This is a genomic window from Luteibacter sp. 9135 (assembly GCF_000745005.1).
Classification (GTDB): domain Bacteria; phylum Pseudomonadota; class Gammaproteobacteria; order Xanthomonadales; family Rhodanobacteraceae; genus Luteibacter.
The window spans coordinates 3,256,917-3,275,652 of record NZ_JQNB01000001.1; the positions used below are offsets into that span (position 1 = coordinate 3,256,917).

The 18,736-nt window shown below is 63.8% G+C and carries 4 protein-coding genes; all 4 read left to right on the plus strand.

Annotated elements, in window-relative coordinates:
* The first annotated feature begins 70 nt into the window (after nucleotides 1-70).
* The 4 genes from FA89_RS13850 to FA89_RS13865 all read left to right on the plus strand — a co-directional run bounded on the left by FA89_RS13850 (nucleotide 71) and on the right by FA89_RS13865 (nucleotide 18,529).
* Complete coding sequence (locus FA89_RS13850; RefSeq protein WP_036141304.1) at nucleotides 71-8,050, plus strand: hybrid non-ribosomal peptide synthetase/type I polyketide synthase; 7,980 nt, start codon at nucleotides 71-73, stop codon at nucleotides 8,048-8,050.
* On the plus strand, nucleotides 8,050-16,332 hold the full coding sequence (locus FA89_RS19320; RefSeq protein ID WP_051938780.1) for a non-ribosomal peptide synthetase: 8,283 nt from the start codon (nucleotides 8,050-8,052) through the stop codon (nucleotides 16,330-16,332). Before FA89_RS13850 ends, FA89_RS19320 begins: the two co-directional genes overlap by 1 nt.
* A 70-nt stretch (nucleotides 16,333-16,402) precedes the next feature.
* Entirely contained in the window at nucleotides 16,403-17,479 is a 1,077-nt protein-coding gene (locus FA89_RS19325) for a class I SAM-dependent methyltransferase (protein ID WP_240003972.1), read from the plus strand.
* Nucleotides 17,480-17,518: 39 nt separating this feature from the next.
* On the plus strand, nucleotides 17,519-18,529 hold the full coding sequence (locus FA89_RS13865) for a TauD/TfdA family dioxygenase (protein ID WP_051938782.1): 1,011 nt from the start codon (nucleotides 17,519-17,521) through the stop codon (nucleotides 18,527-18,529).
* Nucleotides 18,530-18,736 lie beyond the last annotated feature (207 nt).

Sequence of the window (18,736 nt, forward strand, 5' to 3'; positions counted from 1 at the left end):
CATCGCGGCCGACGCAGCGATGACGGCCACCAGGTATTGGACACCGCATGAACCACCCCGAGGTTGACTGATGGATATCAAGAATCTGGTGAACAAGGCGCTCGACGCCGGCATCTTGTTGAGCGCCAGGGAAGGCCGCCTGGTTTTCGAAGTGACAGGCGCACCGATGTCCGTCGAGCTGCGGGAGGAACTTCGCGAGCACAGGGATGCGTTGCTTGCCTACCTGGGTGGAATGGGCGCGGCCGTGGCCCAGACCCCCGGCGTGACGAACGTGCCTCGCATCCAGCGGCGGCCGCCCGGCGGCGACAGGCCACTGCTGTCTTATGCGCAGCACCGCCTGTGGTTCATCGATCGCATGGGTGGCAGCAGCCAGTACAACATGCCGAGCGCGTACCGGCTGAAGGGTTCCCTCGATCGCTCGGCCTTTGCACGCGCATTCCGCGATGTGATTCAGCGGCATGAGGTTCTGCGTACCAATTTTGTGGAAGAGCACGACAGCGTCTTTCAGCACATCCACGACGCGATCGAGTTGCCGCTCGTCGAAATGGATCTCAGGGCACTGCCGGTCGAAGAACGGGAAGAGGAGGTTCATCGCATCTTCAACCACGATGCCGTCGCTCCTTACGACCTCGCGTTGTCGCCCCTCATCCGTATCCATCTGTTGGCCCTCGCCGGCGACGAGCATGTCGTGATCGTCAACATGCACCACATCGTTTCCGATGGCTGGTCGATCGACGTGCTGGTACGTGAATTCGCCGTGCTCTATGCCGCGTACCAGGGCGGACACCAGCCCGAGCTCGAGCCACTGGCGATCCAGTACGCAGACTACGCGCAATTGCAGCGCACGTGGATGGAGGGCGAAGCGGTCGAAGGCCAGTTGGCCTTCTGGCGTGCGCAGCTTGCCGGCATTCCCGCGGTACACAACCTTCCACTGGACAAGCCGCGCGGATCGCAGCAGGATTTTTCCGGCGGAACGCACGTCCAGGCATTCGGTCCGAAACTTTCGGCCCGCATTCGCCAGTTCTGCAAGGAACGTGACGTTACACCGTTCATGTTCCTCGAAACGGCGTTTGCACTCCTTGTCCATCGCTTGAGCCACGCTCCGGACGTGGTGATCGGCACCCCGGTCGCCGGAAGGGAACACCGCGAGACGCAAGCGCTGATCGGATTCTTCGTGAACACGCTGGTCGTCCGGAGCCGCTTCGAGGCGGAGCTGTCGTTCGATGAATTGTTGCGTCGAAACAAGTCGACGATCCTGGACGTGTTCTCCTACCAGCACACGCCCTTCGAGCTCCTGGTGGAAGAGATCAAGCCGGCACGGAGCCTGAGCTATAACCCCATCTTCCAGCTCATGTTCAACGTGCAGAGCGTGGGGCAGTCCGAGCTGGCGTTGCCCGGTCTCACCTTGACACCCCTGTTCGCCCGCACGGGCGTCACCAAGTTCGATCTGTCCGTGGACGTCACCGAATCCAGGGCAGGCATGACGGCGGTCTGGGGATACAAGACTTCCCTGTTCCGGGAAGAGACGGTTGCGCGGTTCGCGGAGAGCTACCGCCTGCTTCTCGAGGGCGTGCTTCACAATCCGCTGGCAGACACCGCGCAACTACCGATCCTGCCCGAGGGCGACCTCGAGATGCTGACGCGATGGAACCGCACGGATCATCCGTTTCCCGACACCTGCATCCACACACTGTTCGAGGCACAGGCGGCGCGCACGCCGGATGCCGTCGCCGTGTCGTACGCGGGCGCTCGGCTTTCCTATGCGGAGCTGGACGCGCAAGCGAACCGGTTGGCGCATGGCCTGAGGGCACGGGGCGTTGTCGGCGACACCCTGGTCGGTGTCGCCATGGAGCGATCGCTGGACATGGTGATCGCATTGCTCGGTATCCTGAAAGCCGGCGGGGCGTATGTTCCGCTGGATCCCAGCTATCCCGATGATCGGCTGCGTTTCATGGCGAAGGACGCGCAAGTACGCCTCGTTCTTACGCAGCAACGCTTCCGGCCGCGCTGGCAGGGCTTTGGCACGTCCTGCCTGGCGGTGGACGATCCGGAACTTCTGCAGGCGGCCGGCTCCCCAGTCGCGCCCGTTGCGGCGGCACCGGACCCCTCGGGCCTGGCCTATGTCATCTATACCTCGGGGTCGACCGGCACGCCGAAGGGCGTGATGAACTCGCACAGGGCGCTGGCCAACCGCATCGACTGGATGCAGCGGGAATACCTCCTGCAGCCCGACGATCGCGTCTTGCAGAAGACCCCCTATAGCTTCGACGTTTCCGTATGGGAGTTTTTCTGGCCATTGACGGTCGGCGCAAGCATCGTCATGGCCCGGCCGGAAGGCCACAAGGACCCGCTCTATCTGCGCGACGTCATCCGGGAGGAAGGTGTCACGACGCTGCACTTCGTGCCGTCGATGCTCGCCAGCCTGCTCGATGCGATCGACTGGGCCGGCCTGACCTGCGTGCGCAGGGTGTTTGCCAGCGGCGAGGCATTGAGCCAACCCCTCGTGGAGCGCTATTGGGCGACCGGCACAACAGCGTCGTTGCACAACCTTTACGGGCCTACGGAAGCCGCGATCGATGTGAGCTACTGGGACTGCCGGCAGTCTACCGAGGACCAGGGCGTGCCGATCGGCCGCCCGATCAGCAACGTCCAACTGCATGTGCTCGATGCCCACCGGCAGCACGTGCCGGTGGGTTGTTTCGGCGAGTTGCATATCGGCGGGGTCGCCGTCGCCAAGGGCTACGTGGGCAATGCCGAGCTGACTCGCGAGAAATTCATCGCCGATCCCTTCTCGAACGTCGCTGGCGCCAGGCTCTACAAGACGGGCGATCTGGCGCGCTGGCTTCCCGGTGGCTACCTCGAATTCGCCGGGCGCCTGGATCACCAGGTGAAATTGAACGGCGTCCGCATTGAACTGGGCGAGATCGAGGCGCACCTGCGAGCCCAGGCCGACGTTGGCGATTGCGTCGTCATTGCCGACAGCGAGCGCCCGGATCACCAGCACCTCGTTGCGTACGTCGTCAGCCTACGGATCGCCGGGGAGTCGGATACCGAGGACTGGCAAGCGCGGCGGAATGAAGAAACGAGCATCCTCAAGTCCGGGCTCAAACAGCACCTGCCCGATTTCATGGTGCCTTCGCTATTCGTTTTCCTGGATGCGCTCCCGCTATCGGCGAACGGGAAAGTGGACAGGAAGGCGCTCGCCAGGCCTTCGGCGCCGGTGGCGCACAGGGCCTACGTGGCGCCGAGGCAGGAGCTGGAGCGGGAACTGTGTCGCATCTGGGAGGAGGTCCTGCACGTCGACGAGGTCGGCATTCATGACAGCTACTTTGATATCGGAGGCACATCGCTTCTGTGCATCAAGGTGCAGAAGCGCATCAATGACCGCCTGGGCCGTGCCGTCGCTCTCACCGACATATTCGAATTCCCAACCGTCTCCGAACTGGCGTCGCACCTGCGGCGGCCTTCCGGGCCCTCGTCCGATACGGCGATCCGGGCAGACGACGGCGGCCGCACAAGGCAGGCTACGGCCGACATCGCCATCATCGGCATGGCGGGGCGCTTCCCCGAGGCGAACGATGTCGACGCATTCTGGCGCAACCTGGCGGCTGGCCATGAAGCGCTACGCGAGTTCAGTGACGAAGAGCTTCTGGCGGCAGGCATCAGTCGCCAACAGCTCGACGCCCCCGACTACGTGAAGCGGGGCGTGCTTCTCGACGGTCTTGACCAATTCGACGCGGCTTTCTTCGGCCTCACTCCGCGCGAGGCCGAAGTGTTGGATCCGCAGCAGCGCCTTCTCTTCGAATGCGCGGTGGAGGCGCTCGAGCATGCCGGTTACGGCGACGGCACGCGGCCGCGTGCCGTGGGCGTTTTCGTGGGGCAGAGCGAAAGCCAGTACCTCGTCAACCATCTGCTGGGCCGACAGGACTTGCAGGACTCACTCGGCGTCGCACTGCTCCATGCGAACAGCAAGGAGTACACGTCGACGCGCCTGTCGTACAAGCTCAACCTCTCGGGCCCCAGTGTCAGTCTCGGCACCGCGTGTTCGACGTCGCTCGTCGCAGTGCACCTGGCATGCATGAGCCTGCTGCAGGACGAATGCCGGATGGCGCTCGCCGGCGCGGCCAGCGTGTCCCTGCTGGAGCCGCAGGGGTATGTGTACAGGGAAGGGGGCATTGCATCGCCCGACGGGCACTGTCGCGCCTTCGACGCTGCCGCCGCGGGCACGCGTGCGGGCAGCGGTGCGGGCCTCGTCCTGCTCAAGCGTCTGGAGGATGCCCTGGCGGATGGCGACACCATCCATGCGGTGATCAAAGGGTCGGCGACCAACAACGATGGAGCGGTCAAGGTGGGTTACACCGCACCAAGCGTTTCCGGTCAGGCGGCAGTAATCCGGCAGGCCCAACGCCGTGCGGGCGTGAGTGCGGAGAGCATCGGCTACATCGAGACCCACGGCACCGGCACGCGCATCGGCGACCCGATCGAAATCAAGGCGCTGGCAAACGCATTCGCGGAGGTACGCCACGCAGGCTGCCGGCTGGGTACGCTCAAGCCGAACATCGGCCACCTCGACACGGCGGCCGGCATCGCCGGCCTGATCAAGACAGTGCAGGTGCTGAAGCACAAGCAGTTCCCGCCTGCCATCAACTACGGGCAAGCCAATCCGCAGATCGAGTTTGGCGCCACACCGTTCGAGATCAATACGTCGCTTCGCCCCTGGGAAGCCGGCGCTCAGCCACGTCGCGCAGGGGTGAGCTCGTTTGGTATCGGCGGCACCAACGCGCATGTGATCCTCGAAGAAGCACCGCCCATCGCAGGAGGCCACGCACTAGACGGGCACGTATTGCTGCCGGTTTCGGCGAAATCGGCCGCGGCGCTATCGGGCGTGAAATCCCGCCTGGCCCGGCACCTTCGGGATTTTCCCGGGCAGTCGTTGGCGGATGTCGCCTATACGCTGCAAGTGGGCCGTACGCCCCATGCCTACCGTTTCGTCGTGCACAGCAGCGATGCCCTGGACGCCGCGGCGCGCTTGGAGGACGCATCGCCCTCACAACCCGCGGTCATGGTCAAAGAGGGACAACGTGTCGACATCGTGATTATGTTCCCGGGACAGGGGGCGCAGTACACGCGCATGGCACGTGGGTTGTACGAAGGCCAACCGGTGTTCCAGGCAAGCGTGGACGAGTGCGCCGACATTTTGCGCGGCGAGCTTGGATGCGATATCCGCGAGGTCCTCTTTGCTCATGCGGACGATGGGCGGCTCCATGAGACACGGCTCGCCCAGCCCGCCCTGTTCGTCATCGAATACAGCCTGGCCCTCCTGCTCGAATCCTGGGGTATTCGGGCGGCCGCCATGGTCGGGCACAGCCTGGGAGAGTACGTGGCCGCATGCCTCGCGGGCGTGTTCGACCTGCGCAGTGCCCTGCGGCTGGTTGCGGCACGGGGGCGCCTCATGCAGGACATGCCTGCCGGCGCGATGCTCGCCTGCCGTATGGCCGAGGACGCCCTCCAACCCTTGCTTGCCGCCACCGGGTGCTCGCTGGCTGCCGTGAACGGCCCGATGGACATGGTAGCTTCCGGCGACACCGGGGCGATTGCACAATTGCGCGCCCTGCTGGAAGAGCGCGATATCCGCTGCAGCCTGCTGCGTACCTCGCATGCGTTCCACTCCTGGATGATGGACCCGGTGCTCGACGCGTTCCGCGCCGAGCTGGCTCGCGTGGAACTCAAGCCTCCGACACGCCCGTTCGTCTCCAACGTGAGCGGCGCCTTCATCGCCGACGACCAGGCCACGTCCATTGACTACTGGCTGTCTCATCTGCGGGGCACGGTTCGCTTCGACGCCGGCATCCGCACCGTACTTGCCGATACACGCTTCATCGCGTCTGCCAGGGTGCTGGTGGAGGTAGGCCCTGGCGTCACTTTGAGCTCGCTCGTGCAGAAGCAAGCACCGAAAGCAAAGCCGGTGGTGTCGACGCTACGCCATCCACAGGTAACGGATAACGACAGCGACGTGTTGCTGCGCGCGCTGGGGCAGTTATGGCTGACGGGCGTCGATATCGACTGGGCGGCCGTGCATGGCAACACGCGTCCGCGGCGGGTACCTTTGCCGACGTACCCGTTTGAACGGCAGCGCTATTGGATCGATGCCCGCAAGGGTTCGGTAGTGCCGGCCATCGCCGGAAAGGCGTCCAGTGTCGAAGCATGGTTCTACGAGCCTGCTTGGCGCCTGCAATCCGCGTCACTGTTGCCCCCCTCGGACGCCGAGGCAGATGCGAGATGGCTGCTGTTCGCCGACGACACGGGCGTAGCGGACGCGATGGCAGCCCGCCTGCGCGAGGCTGGGCAGGCGGTGACGCTCGTGCGCAGGGCAGACCAGCGGGCCGCGACCGGCGCCGATGCCGGCCTGGTCGTGCAGTCGCCAGGGCAGGGCGACGAGTACCGCCAGTTGCTCCAGCGATTGAGCGAACGTGGCCTAGACGCCACGCATATCGTGCACCTGTGGAGCCTCGACGCATCGAGCTCGTTCGATGCGGTGCAGCGCGCCGGCACCTACAGCCTGCTTGCGTTGACACAGGCGTTCATGGCGGCCCATCCCACGCAGGCCGTGCAACTGACCGTCGTTACCCAAGGTGCCTGGCGGGTCACGGGAAGCGAAGCATTGGTTCCCGCCCAGGCGACCGTAAGCGGCCTTGCCAAGGTGGTTCCGCAGGAATCCGACATCCGCTGCTTCCAGGTCGATGTCGCCGCCGTTGGCGACAGCTCGTCATTCTCTCCGGACACCTTGGCGGCGCAGCTTTGCAGGGAGGTGGCCTTGCATGACCCCGACCGGCAGCATGAAGTCGCATTGCGCGGCATGCAGCGCTGGGTCCGCCACTATCAAGTTGCGCAACAGCCTCGGAAGCCGGTGCGCACGTTGCGCCAGGGCGGGGTCTACCTGATCACCGGCGGGCTTGGAAACATCGGTCTGGCCCTGGCCGACCACCTGGCGCGTATCGTGCAAGCCAGGCTAGTGCTGGTTGGCCGAGCTGCGCTTCCACCGCGTAGCAGTTGGCTCGATCACCTGGCCGACGCATCGGCGGATGCCCAGCTCGTACACCGCCTGAAAGCGCTCATCGCGCTGGAGTCCACCGAGGCCGAGTTCGAGATCGCAACGGCCGACGTCGCCGACGCCGCGCAACTCCATGAAACGTTCGCAAGGGCGCATGCGAGGTTCGGTCGCATCGACGGCGTGATCCACTGTGCCGGCAAGGTGCATGATGCGATGGTCGGGTTGCAGGAGTTGTCGCCCGCGCAATTCGAGGCCCACTACGAAGCCAAGGTCCATGGCCTGCTTGCGCTCGACCGCGTGCTCACCGGTCATGCCGTCGACTTCTGCATGGTGATGTCGTCACTGTCCGCGGTACTTGGCGGCCTTGGGTTCGGCGCGTATGCAGCGGCCAATGCATTCGCCGATGCCTTCGTGCACGACCGCCACAGCCGGGGCGACGAGCGCTGGCTGAGCGTGAACTGGGACGGGTGGGCATTCGGTCCGTCGGCCGCGGGGGACACCTTCAGCATGACGCCTGGTGAAGGCGTGCAAGCCTTCGCACATGCTTTACGAAGCGCCTGGGTGCCGCAACTGGTCAACTCCACGGGGGCGCTGGCGGAGCGGCTGGAGAAGTGGGTCGAACGCGATGCACCGGGGCAGACAGACCTGGAATTGCACGCACGCCCGGAGCTCGAATCGAATTTCGTCCGCCCGCGCAACGCCATCGAGGTGCGGCTGGCCCAGTCGTGGCAAACATTGCTCGGCATCGACCAGGTCGGTGTGCGCGACAACTTCTTCGCCCTGGGTGGGGATTCGATGCTCGCCACGCGCGTAATCAGCATGATCCGGCACGAGTTCGCGGTCAGCGACAAGGTGTTCTCGCTCAAGGACTTCTTCATGCGACCGGAAATCGAGGCCATCGCGCTCAAGATCGGTTCGCATCTCGATGGGGCTGAGGCGGAAATGCGAAAGAGCCAGCTTGCGGAAGCTGGAATGCAGGCAGAAGAGGGAGTTTTGTGATGAAAACGGCCGAGCAGATCGTCGCGGATGCGACAGCCCATGGCGTGGTGCTCTACCTCAAGGACGGGCAACTGGCCTACGTCGCAGAAGCAGGGCGCTTCGCCGAGGCGTTGAAGGCGGAGATCCGTGCCAACCGCGACGCCGTCGTCTCGCTGCTTGCTGCCCGGCCTACCGACGAACTGGCACAGGGGCAGTCTGCCATTCCCCGCATGGTCGCGGTGCCACGGCTTGAGCACATGCCGGTCTCGTATGCCCAACACCAGGTCTGGCTCGCCGACCAGATGGATCCGGGCAGCGCACGATTCAACATGTCGATGGCGTTGCGTCTCCAGGGCGCGCTGCGGCATGACGCGATCCACTTCGCCTTGGACGAACTGGTACGGCGCCATGAAGTACTGCGTACCGTCTATGTCCGCGTCGGCGATGCACCGCTCCAGCGCATCCAGCCCGCACGATCCGTCCCGGTCACGTACGTGGACCTGACATCGCTGCCGGAACCGGAGCGGGCGCAGGAACTGGCACGGCACCAGCGCGAAGCGGGGGGAGCCGGCTTCGACCTGGCGACGGACCTGATGTTGCGTGTACGTCTTGTCGCCACAGGCCCGGAAGAGACATTCGCGCTGTTCACCATGCACCATATCGCTTCGGACGGTTGGTCCATGGGCCTGCTGATTCGGGAATTCGTCGAGTACTACACGGCCTGCGTGGAGGGCCGGCCAGCCCGGTGCGAGCCCCTGGCGGTGCAATACGCCGACTACGCCAGTTGGCAACGCGCGAAGCTGGATGGAGGCCTGCGCTCGGAGCACCTGGGATACTGGAAGGCGCAATTGAGGGACGTGCGCAACGGCCCCGCACTCTCGACCGACAAGCCACGCCCGGCCCGGACCTCGCTTCGGGCCGGCATCGAGGCCTCCTACCTCGGCGCTCGCCTGTCGACCGATTTGCAGGAGTTCGCGGCGGCGCGCGGCGTCACCGTATTCATCGTCCTGCAGACCGCGTTTGCGCTCCTGATCGGTCGCTGGAGCGGACACGCCGACGTGGTGATCGGTACGCCCGTGGCGGGCCGTACGGACAAGGCCGTCGAGCCCATCATCGGGTTGTTCGTCAACCTGTTGGCCTTGCGGACCCACTTCGCCGACGGCGACACGTTCACGACGCTGCTTGACCGCAACCGCGAGATGATCCTCGATGCCTATGCGCACCAGGACCTGCCCTTCGAGCTGGTGGTGGACGAGGCCCTGGCCGAGCGGGACCTGCGGGTGTTCCCCCTGTTCCAGACGGTATTCAACCTGCAGAACGTCGGGCAGGACAAGCTGAGGCTTCCCGGCCTCGAGGTCACCGGCCACAACGCCGAAACGGTCGCCAAATTCGATCTCGAAGTGACCGTCGAAGAGGGCAGCGACGGCTATTGGGTCCAATGGAAGTACGCGGCCGACCTGTTCGATCCCTCCACCGCCGTGGCGCTCGCCGCCTGCTACCTCAAGCTGCTGAAGAGCATCGTCGCCGACCCGGGACAGCGGGTGTCGTCCCTCGCCGAAGGGGCGGGTATTGTCCGGCTGGCCGCGGAAAGTCGCATCGCACCGGCGGCCTCGACCGAAGCAACGGCGGCGGCGACGCCCTTCGCCGAACCGGCGACGGCGACCGAACGCCTCATGGCCACGTTATGGCAGCGGGTTCTCGGCCACGAACGCCTCGGCACCGAGTCCAACTTTTTCGACCTGGGTGGCAACTCCCTGAAGGCCATGCGGCTCGCGACGCTGATCGCCGAGACGTTCCAGGTGCCGGCTTCGGTACGCGCACTGTTCGAAAACCCGACCGTTGCCGCGCTGGCACGCCATGTCGACGCACACGCGCCGCAGGGGCCGGCACGTATCCCGGTGGCGCCGGAGGGCAGGCCCATACCGCTGACGTTCGCGCAGCAACGGTTGTGGTTCATCGACCAACTCAACGACGGCAGTCCGCACTACAACATGCCTGTCGTGCTTCGCATCCATGGGGATCTCGACCTCGCAGCACTGCACGCCAGCCTTAACGCCATCGTGGCGCGGCATGCCACGCTGCGGACCGTCTACGCGCAAACCGGCGACGGCCCGGTGCAGGTTGTCCGGCCGTGGTCGCCTCTGCCGCTACCCGTCGTGGAACTTCATGGGCAGGATGCGCCTGCACAGGCGCAGGCGGTTTCGCGTGCCGTGCGCGCCGAGGCTGCCGCGGCATTCGACCTTGCGCGGGACACCATGCTTCGGGCGCGGTTGCTGTCCTTGTCCGCACACGAACACGAACACGAACACGTGCTTGTACTCGTCGTGCACCACATGGCCTCGGACGGCTGGTCCATGGACATCCTGCAGCGTGATTTCGTGGCGCTGTACCAGGCACACGTCGAGAGACGCGAGGCGGCCCTTCCGGCCTTGGATATCCAGTACGCGGATTACGCCTCCTGGCAGCAGGAAACCTTCACGCCCGACACGTTGCAGAGCCAGCGCGCCTATTGGGAAGCGCTGCTCCGCGGCGCGCCCGCCATGCATAGCCTTCCGCTCGACCGGCCGCGCCCGCCACGCCAGGACTTCGCGGGTGCGCTATGCCGGCGAAGCCTTGACAGGGCCCTGTCGGACGACCTCGATGCGCTCGCAAAGCGGCACGACGCCACGTTGTTCATGGTGCTCCAGGCGGCATTCGCATTGTTGCTGGCACGATGGAGCCAGCAAGAGGATATCGTCATCGCCAGCCCCACCGCAGGACGCGTGAACAGCCAGGTGGAGGGCTTGATCGGCTTCTTCGCGAATACGCTGGCGTTCCGCCTCGCGCTTTCGCCGGAGAAGCGATTCGACGAACTGCTCGTGCAATGTCGCCAGCAGGTGCTTGAAGCGTTCGCGCGCCAGGACTTTCCCTTTGAAATGCTGGTCGAGCAGCTGCAACCCGAGCGAAGTCTGAGCCACAACCCCTTGACCCAGGTGCTTTTCACCTTGCAGGTGGAAGACACGGCAGAACTGGCGTCGCTCGATCTGCGGATCGAGCCCGCCGGTGGCGCCGATCCGGTGACGAAGTTCGACATCGAACTCATGGCCGTCGTAAAGGACGGTGCCATTCAACTGGAATGGTGCTATGCCCGCAGCTTGTTCGATGCATCCACCATCATGCGCATGGCGGACAGTTTCGAAGTGCTGCTAGGGGCGATCGTCGAGGCACCGGACCAGCGCCTGTGTGCGCTGCCGTTGCTTGGCGCCTGGGAGCGTGAGCGGGCCCTGTTCGCCTTCAACGATACCGCGCGCGACTTCCCCGACCAGATGCTGGTCCACGAGTTGTTCGAGGCGGTAGCTGCGGCGCACGCCACGTCGACGGCCGTCGTCTTCGAGGGCCAGTGCCTCGACTATGCCGAACTCAACGCCCGATCGAACCAGGTCGCGCATGCCCTGTTGGCACAAGGCGTCAAACCCGACGACCGGGTGGCCATCTGCGCCGAGCGAAGCCTGGATCTGATCGTTGGCCTGATGGGCATCCTCAAGTCCGGCGCCGCCTATGTTCCGCTGGACCCGAGCTATCCGACAGAGCGCCTGGCTTACATGCTGGCGGACTGCGCTCCGGTCGCGCTTGTGGCCCAGGTGGGGACCCTGCCGCTCCTGCCATTGCCCGGCATGCCGGTCCTGCGGCTCGACCACGCAGGCGACCTTGCCTTGCTGGCCCGCCAGCCGCGGCACAACCCGGATCCACGCACTTTGGGTCTCGGTTCCCGAAACCTTGCTTACGTGATCTACACGTCGGGTTCGACCGGGCTCCCGAAGGGGGCCATGAACGAACACCGCGCGGTCGTAAACAGATTGCTGTGGGCGAAGGAGGCTTATGCCCTCGGCGCCGACGATCGCGTGCTGCAAAAGACGCCTTTCGGCTTCGACGTGTCGGTCTGGGAATTCTTCCTCCCGTTGTTGTCGGGCGCGCACCTGGTCATCGCCCGCCCGGGCGGCCACCAGGAACCCGACTACCTGGTCGATCTGATCGACTCCGCGGGCATCACCACGCTCCACTTCGTTCCCTCCATGCTACCGGCGTTCCTCGAACAGGCTCGCGAGGGCAGGTGCCAGACTGTGCGGCGCATCCTGTGCAGCGGCGAAGCACTGCCGTTCCCGATGCAGCAGCAGGTGATGCGACAGTTGCCGCACGTGGAACTCCACAACCTCTACGGCCCCACCGAAGCCGCCATCGACGTGACATCCTGGCGCTGCGAACCGGGCAAGTACGAAGGCTTCGTACCCATCGGCCGTCCGATCGCGAACATCCGCATTTACATCCTTGACGCGCAGCGGGAGCCCGTGCCGGTGGGTGCGCCGGGAGAAATCTACATCGCAGGCGTTGGCGTGGCGCACGGTTATCTCAACAGGGACGAGTTGACGCGCGAACGTTTCGTGCACGACCGTTTCAGCGGAGAGCCTGGCGCCACGATGTACAAGACGGGCGATCTGGCGCGCTGGTTGCCGGACGGCAACATCGAATATCTGGGACGGAACGACTTTCAGGTCAAGATTCGCGGCTTTCGCGTGGAGCTTGGCGAGATCGAGGCCCGGCTGTGCGCCTGCGTCGGGGTTCGTGAGGCGGTCGTCCTTGCCCGGGAGGACGCCCCCGGCGATCCCCAGCTCGTCGCGTATCTGGTCCTGGATGCGGGCAGGGCATTGGTTTCCGGTGAACTGCGTGCGCAACTGGCGCGCACCTTGCCTGAGTTCATGTTGCCCAGGGCCTTCGTGGTCATGGAAGGCCTGCCGCTCACCGCCAACGGCAAGCTCGACCGTACCGCACTGCCAGCCCCGGAAGCGAGCGATGAACCTGAGCTGGTCCATGGGGAGCCTTCCACGGCGATCGAACAGGCCTTGTGCGACATCTGGCAGTCCCTGCTGAAGCGAACGCGCATCGGCGTACACGACAACTTTTTCGAGATCGGCGGGCATTCGCTGTTGGCCGCCAGGGCAGCTCACCTTATCGCCGAACGCTGCGGCAGGAAGGTGCCCATACGCACGCTATTCGAACGCCCCACCATTGCCGAACTGGCACCTTATATCGATGCGCAGGCCGAAGCCGCGCATGCGCCGATCCCATCCGCCCCGGTCGACCAACGGATTCCGCTGTCGTTCGCGCAACAGAGGCTCTGGTTCTTCGAGACGCTCGACAATGGCAGCCCCCAGTACAACATGCCGGCGGCGTTGCATTTACAGGGGCCGCTCGATCGAGAGGCCTTGCGCAGAAGCCTGGAGACGATCGTCGAACGCCATGCCGTGCTGCGCACGGTCTATCTTTCGGACGCGGAAGGGCCGGTCCAGGTCGTTCAACCCATGGCACGCCTGGAACTGCCGGTCGTTGACCTGTCCGGGCTCGATCCAACTGCCCAGGACGACGCCATCGACAGCGAACTGCGCGCCGAGCTGACGACACCGTTCGACCTGAGCTGCGACCGTATGCTGCGGGTTCGTCTGCTGGCACTCGCCGAGCAGGAACACATCCTGCTGGCCACGATGCATCACATCGCTTCGGATGGCTGGTCCGTCGGCGTGCTGACCCGTGAATTCGCTTCCGCCTATACGGCCTGTTGTGAAAGACGCGAGGTGGACCTTCCGGCACTCGACATCCAGTACTCCGACTATGCGCACTGGCAGCGCGCGAACCTCACCGAAGAGAAGCTCAATGCGCAGTGGGCCTATTGGGAGCAGGCGCTGCGGGACGCTCCGGTCGCCCATAACCTGCCGCTGGACCGGCCGAGGCCTCCTCAACAGCGCTTCGAGGGTGCGATCGTGCAGCAGCACCTGGACGAGGGTGTCCTGCGGGGCCTGAAGCAGCTCGCGGCGAGGAGCGGCACGACGCTGTTCGTCGTCCTGCAAAGTGCCCTGGCGATCCTGTTGAGCCGATGGAGCAACGAATCCGACATCGTGATCGGCAGCCCGGTGGCGACGCGAACACACCCTCAGGTCGCGCCGCTGATCGGCTTCTTCGTCAACATGCTGGCATTCCGCCATCGCCTGTCGCGTGACCTGAGCTTCGAGGAGGCACTCGCCAATGCCCGACGTCAGGCCCTCGATGCCTTCGCCAAACAGGACATTCCTTTCGAAATCTTGGTGAACCGCCTCCAGGCAGGCGGCCTGCCGCACAGCCCGATCTTCCAGGTCGCTTTCAACCTCCACAACAACGAGCCGCTGGAACTGAGCTTGCCCGGACTGGAGGCGAACCTTCTCCCCGATGCGGGACACATGGTGCGATTCGACATCGAGGTGTCGGCCACCGAATCCGAGGACGGCCTCTGGTTCAACTGGAACTTCGCCGTCAGCCTCTTTGAGGCGTCGTCCGTCCGGCGCATGGCCGACGGCCTGGCGCTCCTCCTGGAGGGCGTTCTTGCCGATCCCGGCGCCCGGGTAGCCGACCTGCCCATTCTTTCGGCTAGCGACCGCTCGTTGCTTGCACGTTGGGAAAAGAACGACGCGGCCTATCCGGCAGACCTCTGTATCCACACCATCTTCGAGCATCGCGTCGCGTGTGCGCCCGGCGCGACCGCAGTGATCCTGGGCACGGAACGTCTGACGTACGGCGAGCTCAACGAGCGGGCCAATCGTGTGGCGCACGCGTTGCTTGCGCGAGGCGTCAAACCGGACCAGCTCGTGGGCATCAGCGTCGAGCGATCGCTCGAGATGATCGTCGCGGTATTTGCTGTACTCAAGGCAGGTGCGGCATACGTTCCGCTCGACGCCAGCTACCCGGACGACCGGCTGCGAGACATGCTGGAAGACAGCGGGGTAGGCGTGGTGCTTACCCACGGACGCATGCTGGAACGGGGACTATTGGATGCCGGTTGCTGCATCGCGCTCGACGACGATGCGCTGTTCGCGCCTTTCCCCGCGACGAACCCCGTCATTTCCGACCTGACACCGGATCACCTGGCCTACGTCGTCTACACCTCGGGCTCCACGGGGCGGCCGAAAGGCGTGGCAGTCGTCCACCGCGGTGTGACGCGTCTGATCGACGATCCCGAGTACGTTCCCCTGGGCCCCGGCACCTGCATGGGGCAGATCAGCACCTTCGCCTTCGACAGCTCGGTGCTTGAGATCTTCGGCGCACTGCTGAACGGCGGAACGCTCATCCTGTATCCGGGGCGCGAGCTCGACGTGGGCGCATTGCCGTCATGGCTGCGAGAGCACCAGGTGGACACGGTGTTCCTGACATCTGCACTGTTCGAGGCATGGGCGGAGTTGGTTCAGGCGCGGGACGATGTCGTCGTCAAGCACGTCATGATGGGCGGCGACGTGGTTTCCGCGCGCTCGGTAGCGAAGGTGTATGCACTGGACCCCGAAGTCACCATCATCCATGCGTATGGGCCCACGGAAAATACGGTGTACACGACGTGCCATGTCGTATCGCGCGACGACGCGAAAAAGGCCACGTTGCCGATCGGCCGGCCGATCAAGCAAACCAGTCTTCATGTCCTCGACATCGAGGGCCGCCCCGTTCCCATCGGCGTGGGCGGAGAGCTCCACGTCGGCGGTGCCGGGCTCGCCCGTGAATACTGGAAGCGGCCCGAACTGACGCAGGAGCGGTTCGTTCGCCTTGGTGGCGACGGCCAGCGCGTGTACAGGACGGGAGACCGGGTCAAATTCCTGACCGACGGTACCTTGCAGTTCCTGGGCCGCATGGATAACCAGGTGAAGATTCGCGGCTTCCGCGTCGAGCCCGGCGAGATCGAATACCAGCTGCGGCGCAACCCGCGGATCGCGGACGCCCTGGTCGTGGTCGATGGAACGGGCGTCGAAAAACGACTGGTCGCCTATGTCGTGGCGCGTCAGCCTGTCGTTGAAGAACTGGCAGACCTGGTGGACTCTTTCCGGGAAGAACTGAAACAGTCCCTGGCGGAGTACCTGGTACCCAACGCATTTATCGTCCTAGATGCATTCCCTGTGACGCCGAACGGAAAAGTCGACCGGGCCGCGTTACCGAAGGCCGACTTCCAGTCCTATATCGAGTCGCGGTTCGTGGCGCCTGCCACGGAGACCGAGGCGACGCTGACCCGTATCTGGCAGGACGTGCTCGGGCTGGACAAGGTCGGCACCACCGTCGATTTCTTTCAGGTCGGCGGCAACTCGCTGAACATGACGCGGCTCCAGAACGAGATCAGGCGCGTCTTCGGCAGTACCGTGCCGCTGAAGGCACTTTTTTCGCGCACCACCATTCGGGAACAAGCCCCTCTGGTCGCAGCCCTCGCCGCGAGCTCCGGTGCCGGCGAACCCTCCGACGGCGAAATGATCGAGGAAGTGTTCTGATCTTTCTCGCTGCCAGACCACTCATTCGAGAATGAACAAGAGAGTCGACATGACAAAGGAATCGTTGAGCATGCTCAATCCGTCAGACGCCGAAACGGCGAAGCCACGAAGGACGACAAGCGAAGTAAGGGCAATGTACGAGAAATTCCCTTATCCCAGTCCGATCGTTGGCGAGGGAGTTATCCGCGACAATGCAAACATGCTCAGTGTGTTGTTTCCGGACGAGGACTTTGCCGGCAAGCGGATACTCGACGCAGGGTGCGGCACGGGGCAGCGGGCCAATGGCGTGGCGAAGATGTTCCCCGATGCGCTGGTGACAGGCGTGGACATGACATCCGCCTCGCTTGAGGTGGCCAGGGAGATGGCGCGCAAGAACGGCATCGACAACATCGAGTTCCTGCAGTGCGATCTGCTGAAGCTCGACCTGGAGACCCGATTCGACGTCATCATTTCAAGCGGCGTGATGCATCACCTGGAGGATCCCGCAAAGGGCTTGAGGAACCTCCGTGCGCATTTGACGGATGCGGGCGTGGCCATGATCTGGCTATACCATTCGCTGGGCGAATACGAGCGTTTCCTGGGCCGGGAGCTGCTGCACCGTTTATGGGGTACCGACAAGTCCAACCTCGATCGTGGCGCATCGCTGATGGACGCGTTGAATCTCGATCTGGGTTCGCATCAGTACGGCAGCGTCTCCGGCCAGGTGGACCGGGAAATCAGTTACCGCTCCATCAACGCCGATGCCTATATGCATCCAATCGTCGAGGCCTACCGGCTCTCGACGGGTCTCTCCATGATGCTCGACGCCGGCTACGACTGGGCCTCGGTCGCGAGTATCAACATGATAGGAAAGAGTTCCCTCGTGGATATCGCGGGCGTCATCGATCCGATCTACGCCGACATCTGCCTTCAACTGAACGACCTGTTCGACGACTTCGACCTGCAAAGCAGTTATCTCGACCTCGATCGCCTTGAAAAGCTCCATGTGATCGAACTCGTCCTGAAGCCCACGGCCTTCACCATGATCGCGGGCGGGCCAGATGCCATCTACCGCCAGCCGGAATGGCTTCGCAAAGGAGCGTTCGACACGGATGCGCGCGAAGCCCTGGCCCGCTGCAGGTCGATGAACGTAAGCATCATCAAGTGATGATTCCCTTCGGAATTCAATGTGCGAACGGTGACTGACGTGACGAAGAATGCACTTCCATTGATCATAAATGCGCCCGCAGGGAACACCGACATCCGCGAATGGTTGAAGGACGGAAAGGCGGGGCTGGAAAGGGCGCTCGCCGAACACGGTGCGGTCCTCTACCGCGGCTTCGAGCTTATAGACGCGAAAGAACTGGGCCAACTGGTCAGGAACCTGTCGAGCCGGGAATTCGTCGGCACGGAAGAAAGCTCGCCGAGAAGCCAGATCGAAGGGAACGTCTATACATCGACCAACTACCGTTCCGATCAGGAAATCTTCCCCCACAACGAGAACTCCTACAAGCGATCGTTCCCGATGAAGCTGTTCTTCTATTGCGCCAAGCCGTCGGAGGTGGGCGGCGAAACACCGGTGGTCGATTGCCGGTCGGTCCTGAAACGGCTTGCGCCATCGATTACGACGAAGTTCCTCGAAAAGAAGTGGATGTACGTCAGGAACTTCGGCAACGGTATCGGCATTCCATGGGAAGAAGCGTTCAACACCACGGACCGGTCGGTCGTCGAGCAGTACTGTCGCGATGAAGACATCCAGTTCGAATGGATCGGCACCGAGTCGCTGCGAACGCGGCAGGTGAGGGAGCCTGTGCTGCGCCACCCCCTGACCGGGGAGCTGTCCTGGTTCAATCACATCACGTTCTTCAATATCGCGACGCTCGACGCACGAATTCGTGATTCCTTGCTCTCCATTTGCGCCGTCGAGGATCTTCCGCACAACACCTATTACGGCGACGGCACACCGATCGAGGCCTCTGTGATGGAAGAGTTACAACGGGCTTACATATCGGAGACCGTTGTATGGAAGTGGGAGCGTGGCGATCTGATCGTCGTCGACAACCTGCTGACCTCGCACGCTCGAAAATCTTACGAAGGCGAGCGCAGCATCATGCTGGCCCAGGCCGATCCGATCGACAGGGCGGCCCTGGTCGTTTCCCCCGACGAATGGGATGCCTCCGCGGTGATTGGCGACGAAACAATTGAGGAGTATCTTTGAGCATTCCGACATCGCGCCTACCGTGGGGGTATGGCGCGGGCGCACAGCGGATAGGGGCCAATGGCCGTCTCCGTACGAGCGCGCACCGGGTCGAAGAGGGAACTTTGGGGGGACAGACCGTACCACGGGATGAGTACACCGGTAGCTGACGATGTCCGTAAGCACTCGACAAAGTCGATATCGACATGCTGCTTCGCAGCAAACCAA

What these genes read in the sequence shown, in the direction of transcription:
- FA89_RS13850 (WP_036141304.1), top strand. Translation starts at nt 71, where the DNA reads ATGGATATCAAGAATCTGGTGAACAAGGCGCTCGACGCCGGCATCTTG.
- FA89_RS19320 (WP_051938780.1), top strand. Translation starts at nt 8,050, where the DNA reads ATGAAAACGGCCGAGCAGATCGTCGCGGATGCGACAGCCCATGGCGTG.
- FA89_RS19325 (WP_240003972.1), top strand. Translation starts at nt 16,403, where the DNA reads ATGCTCAATCCGTCAGACGCCGAAACGGCGAAGCCACGAAGGACGACA.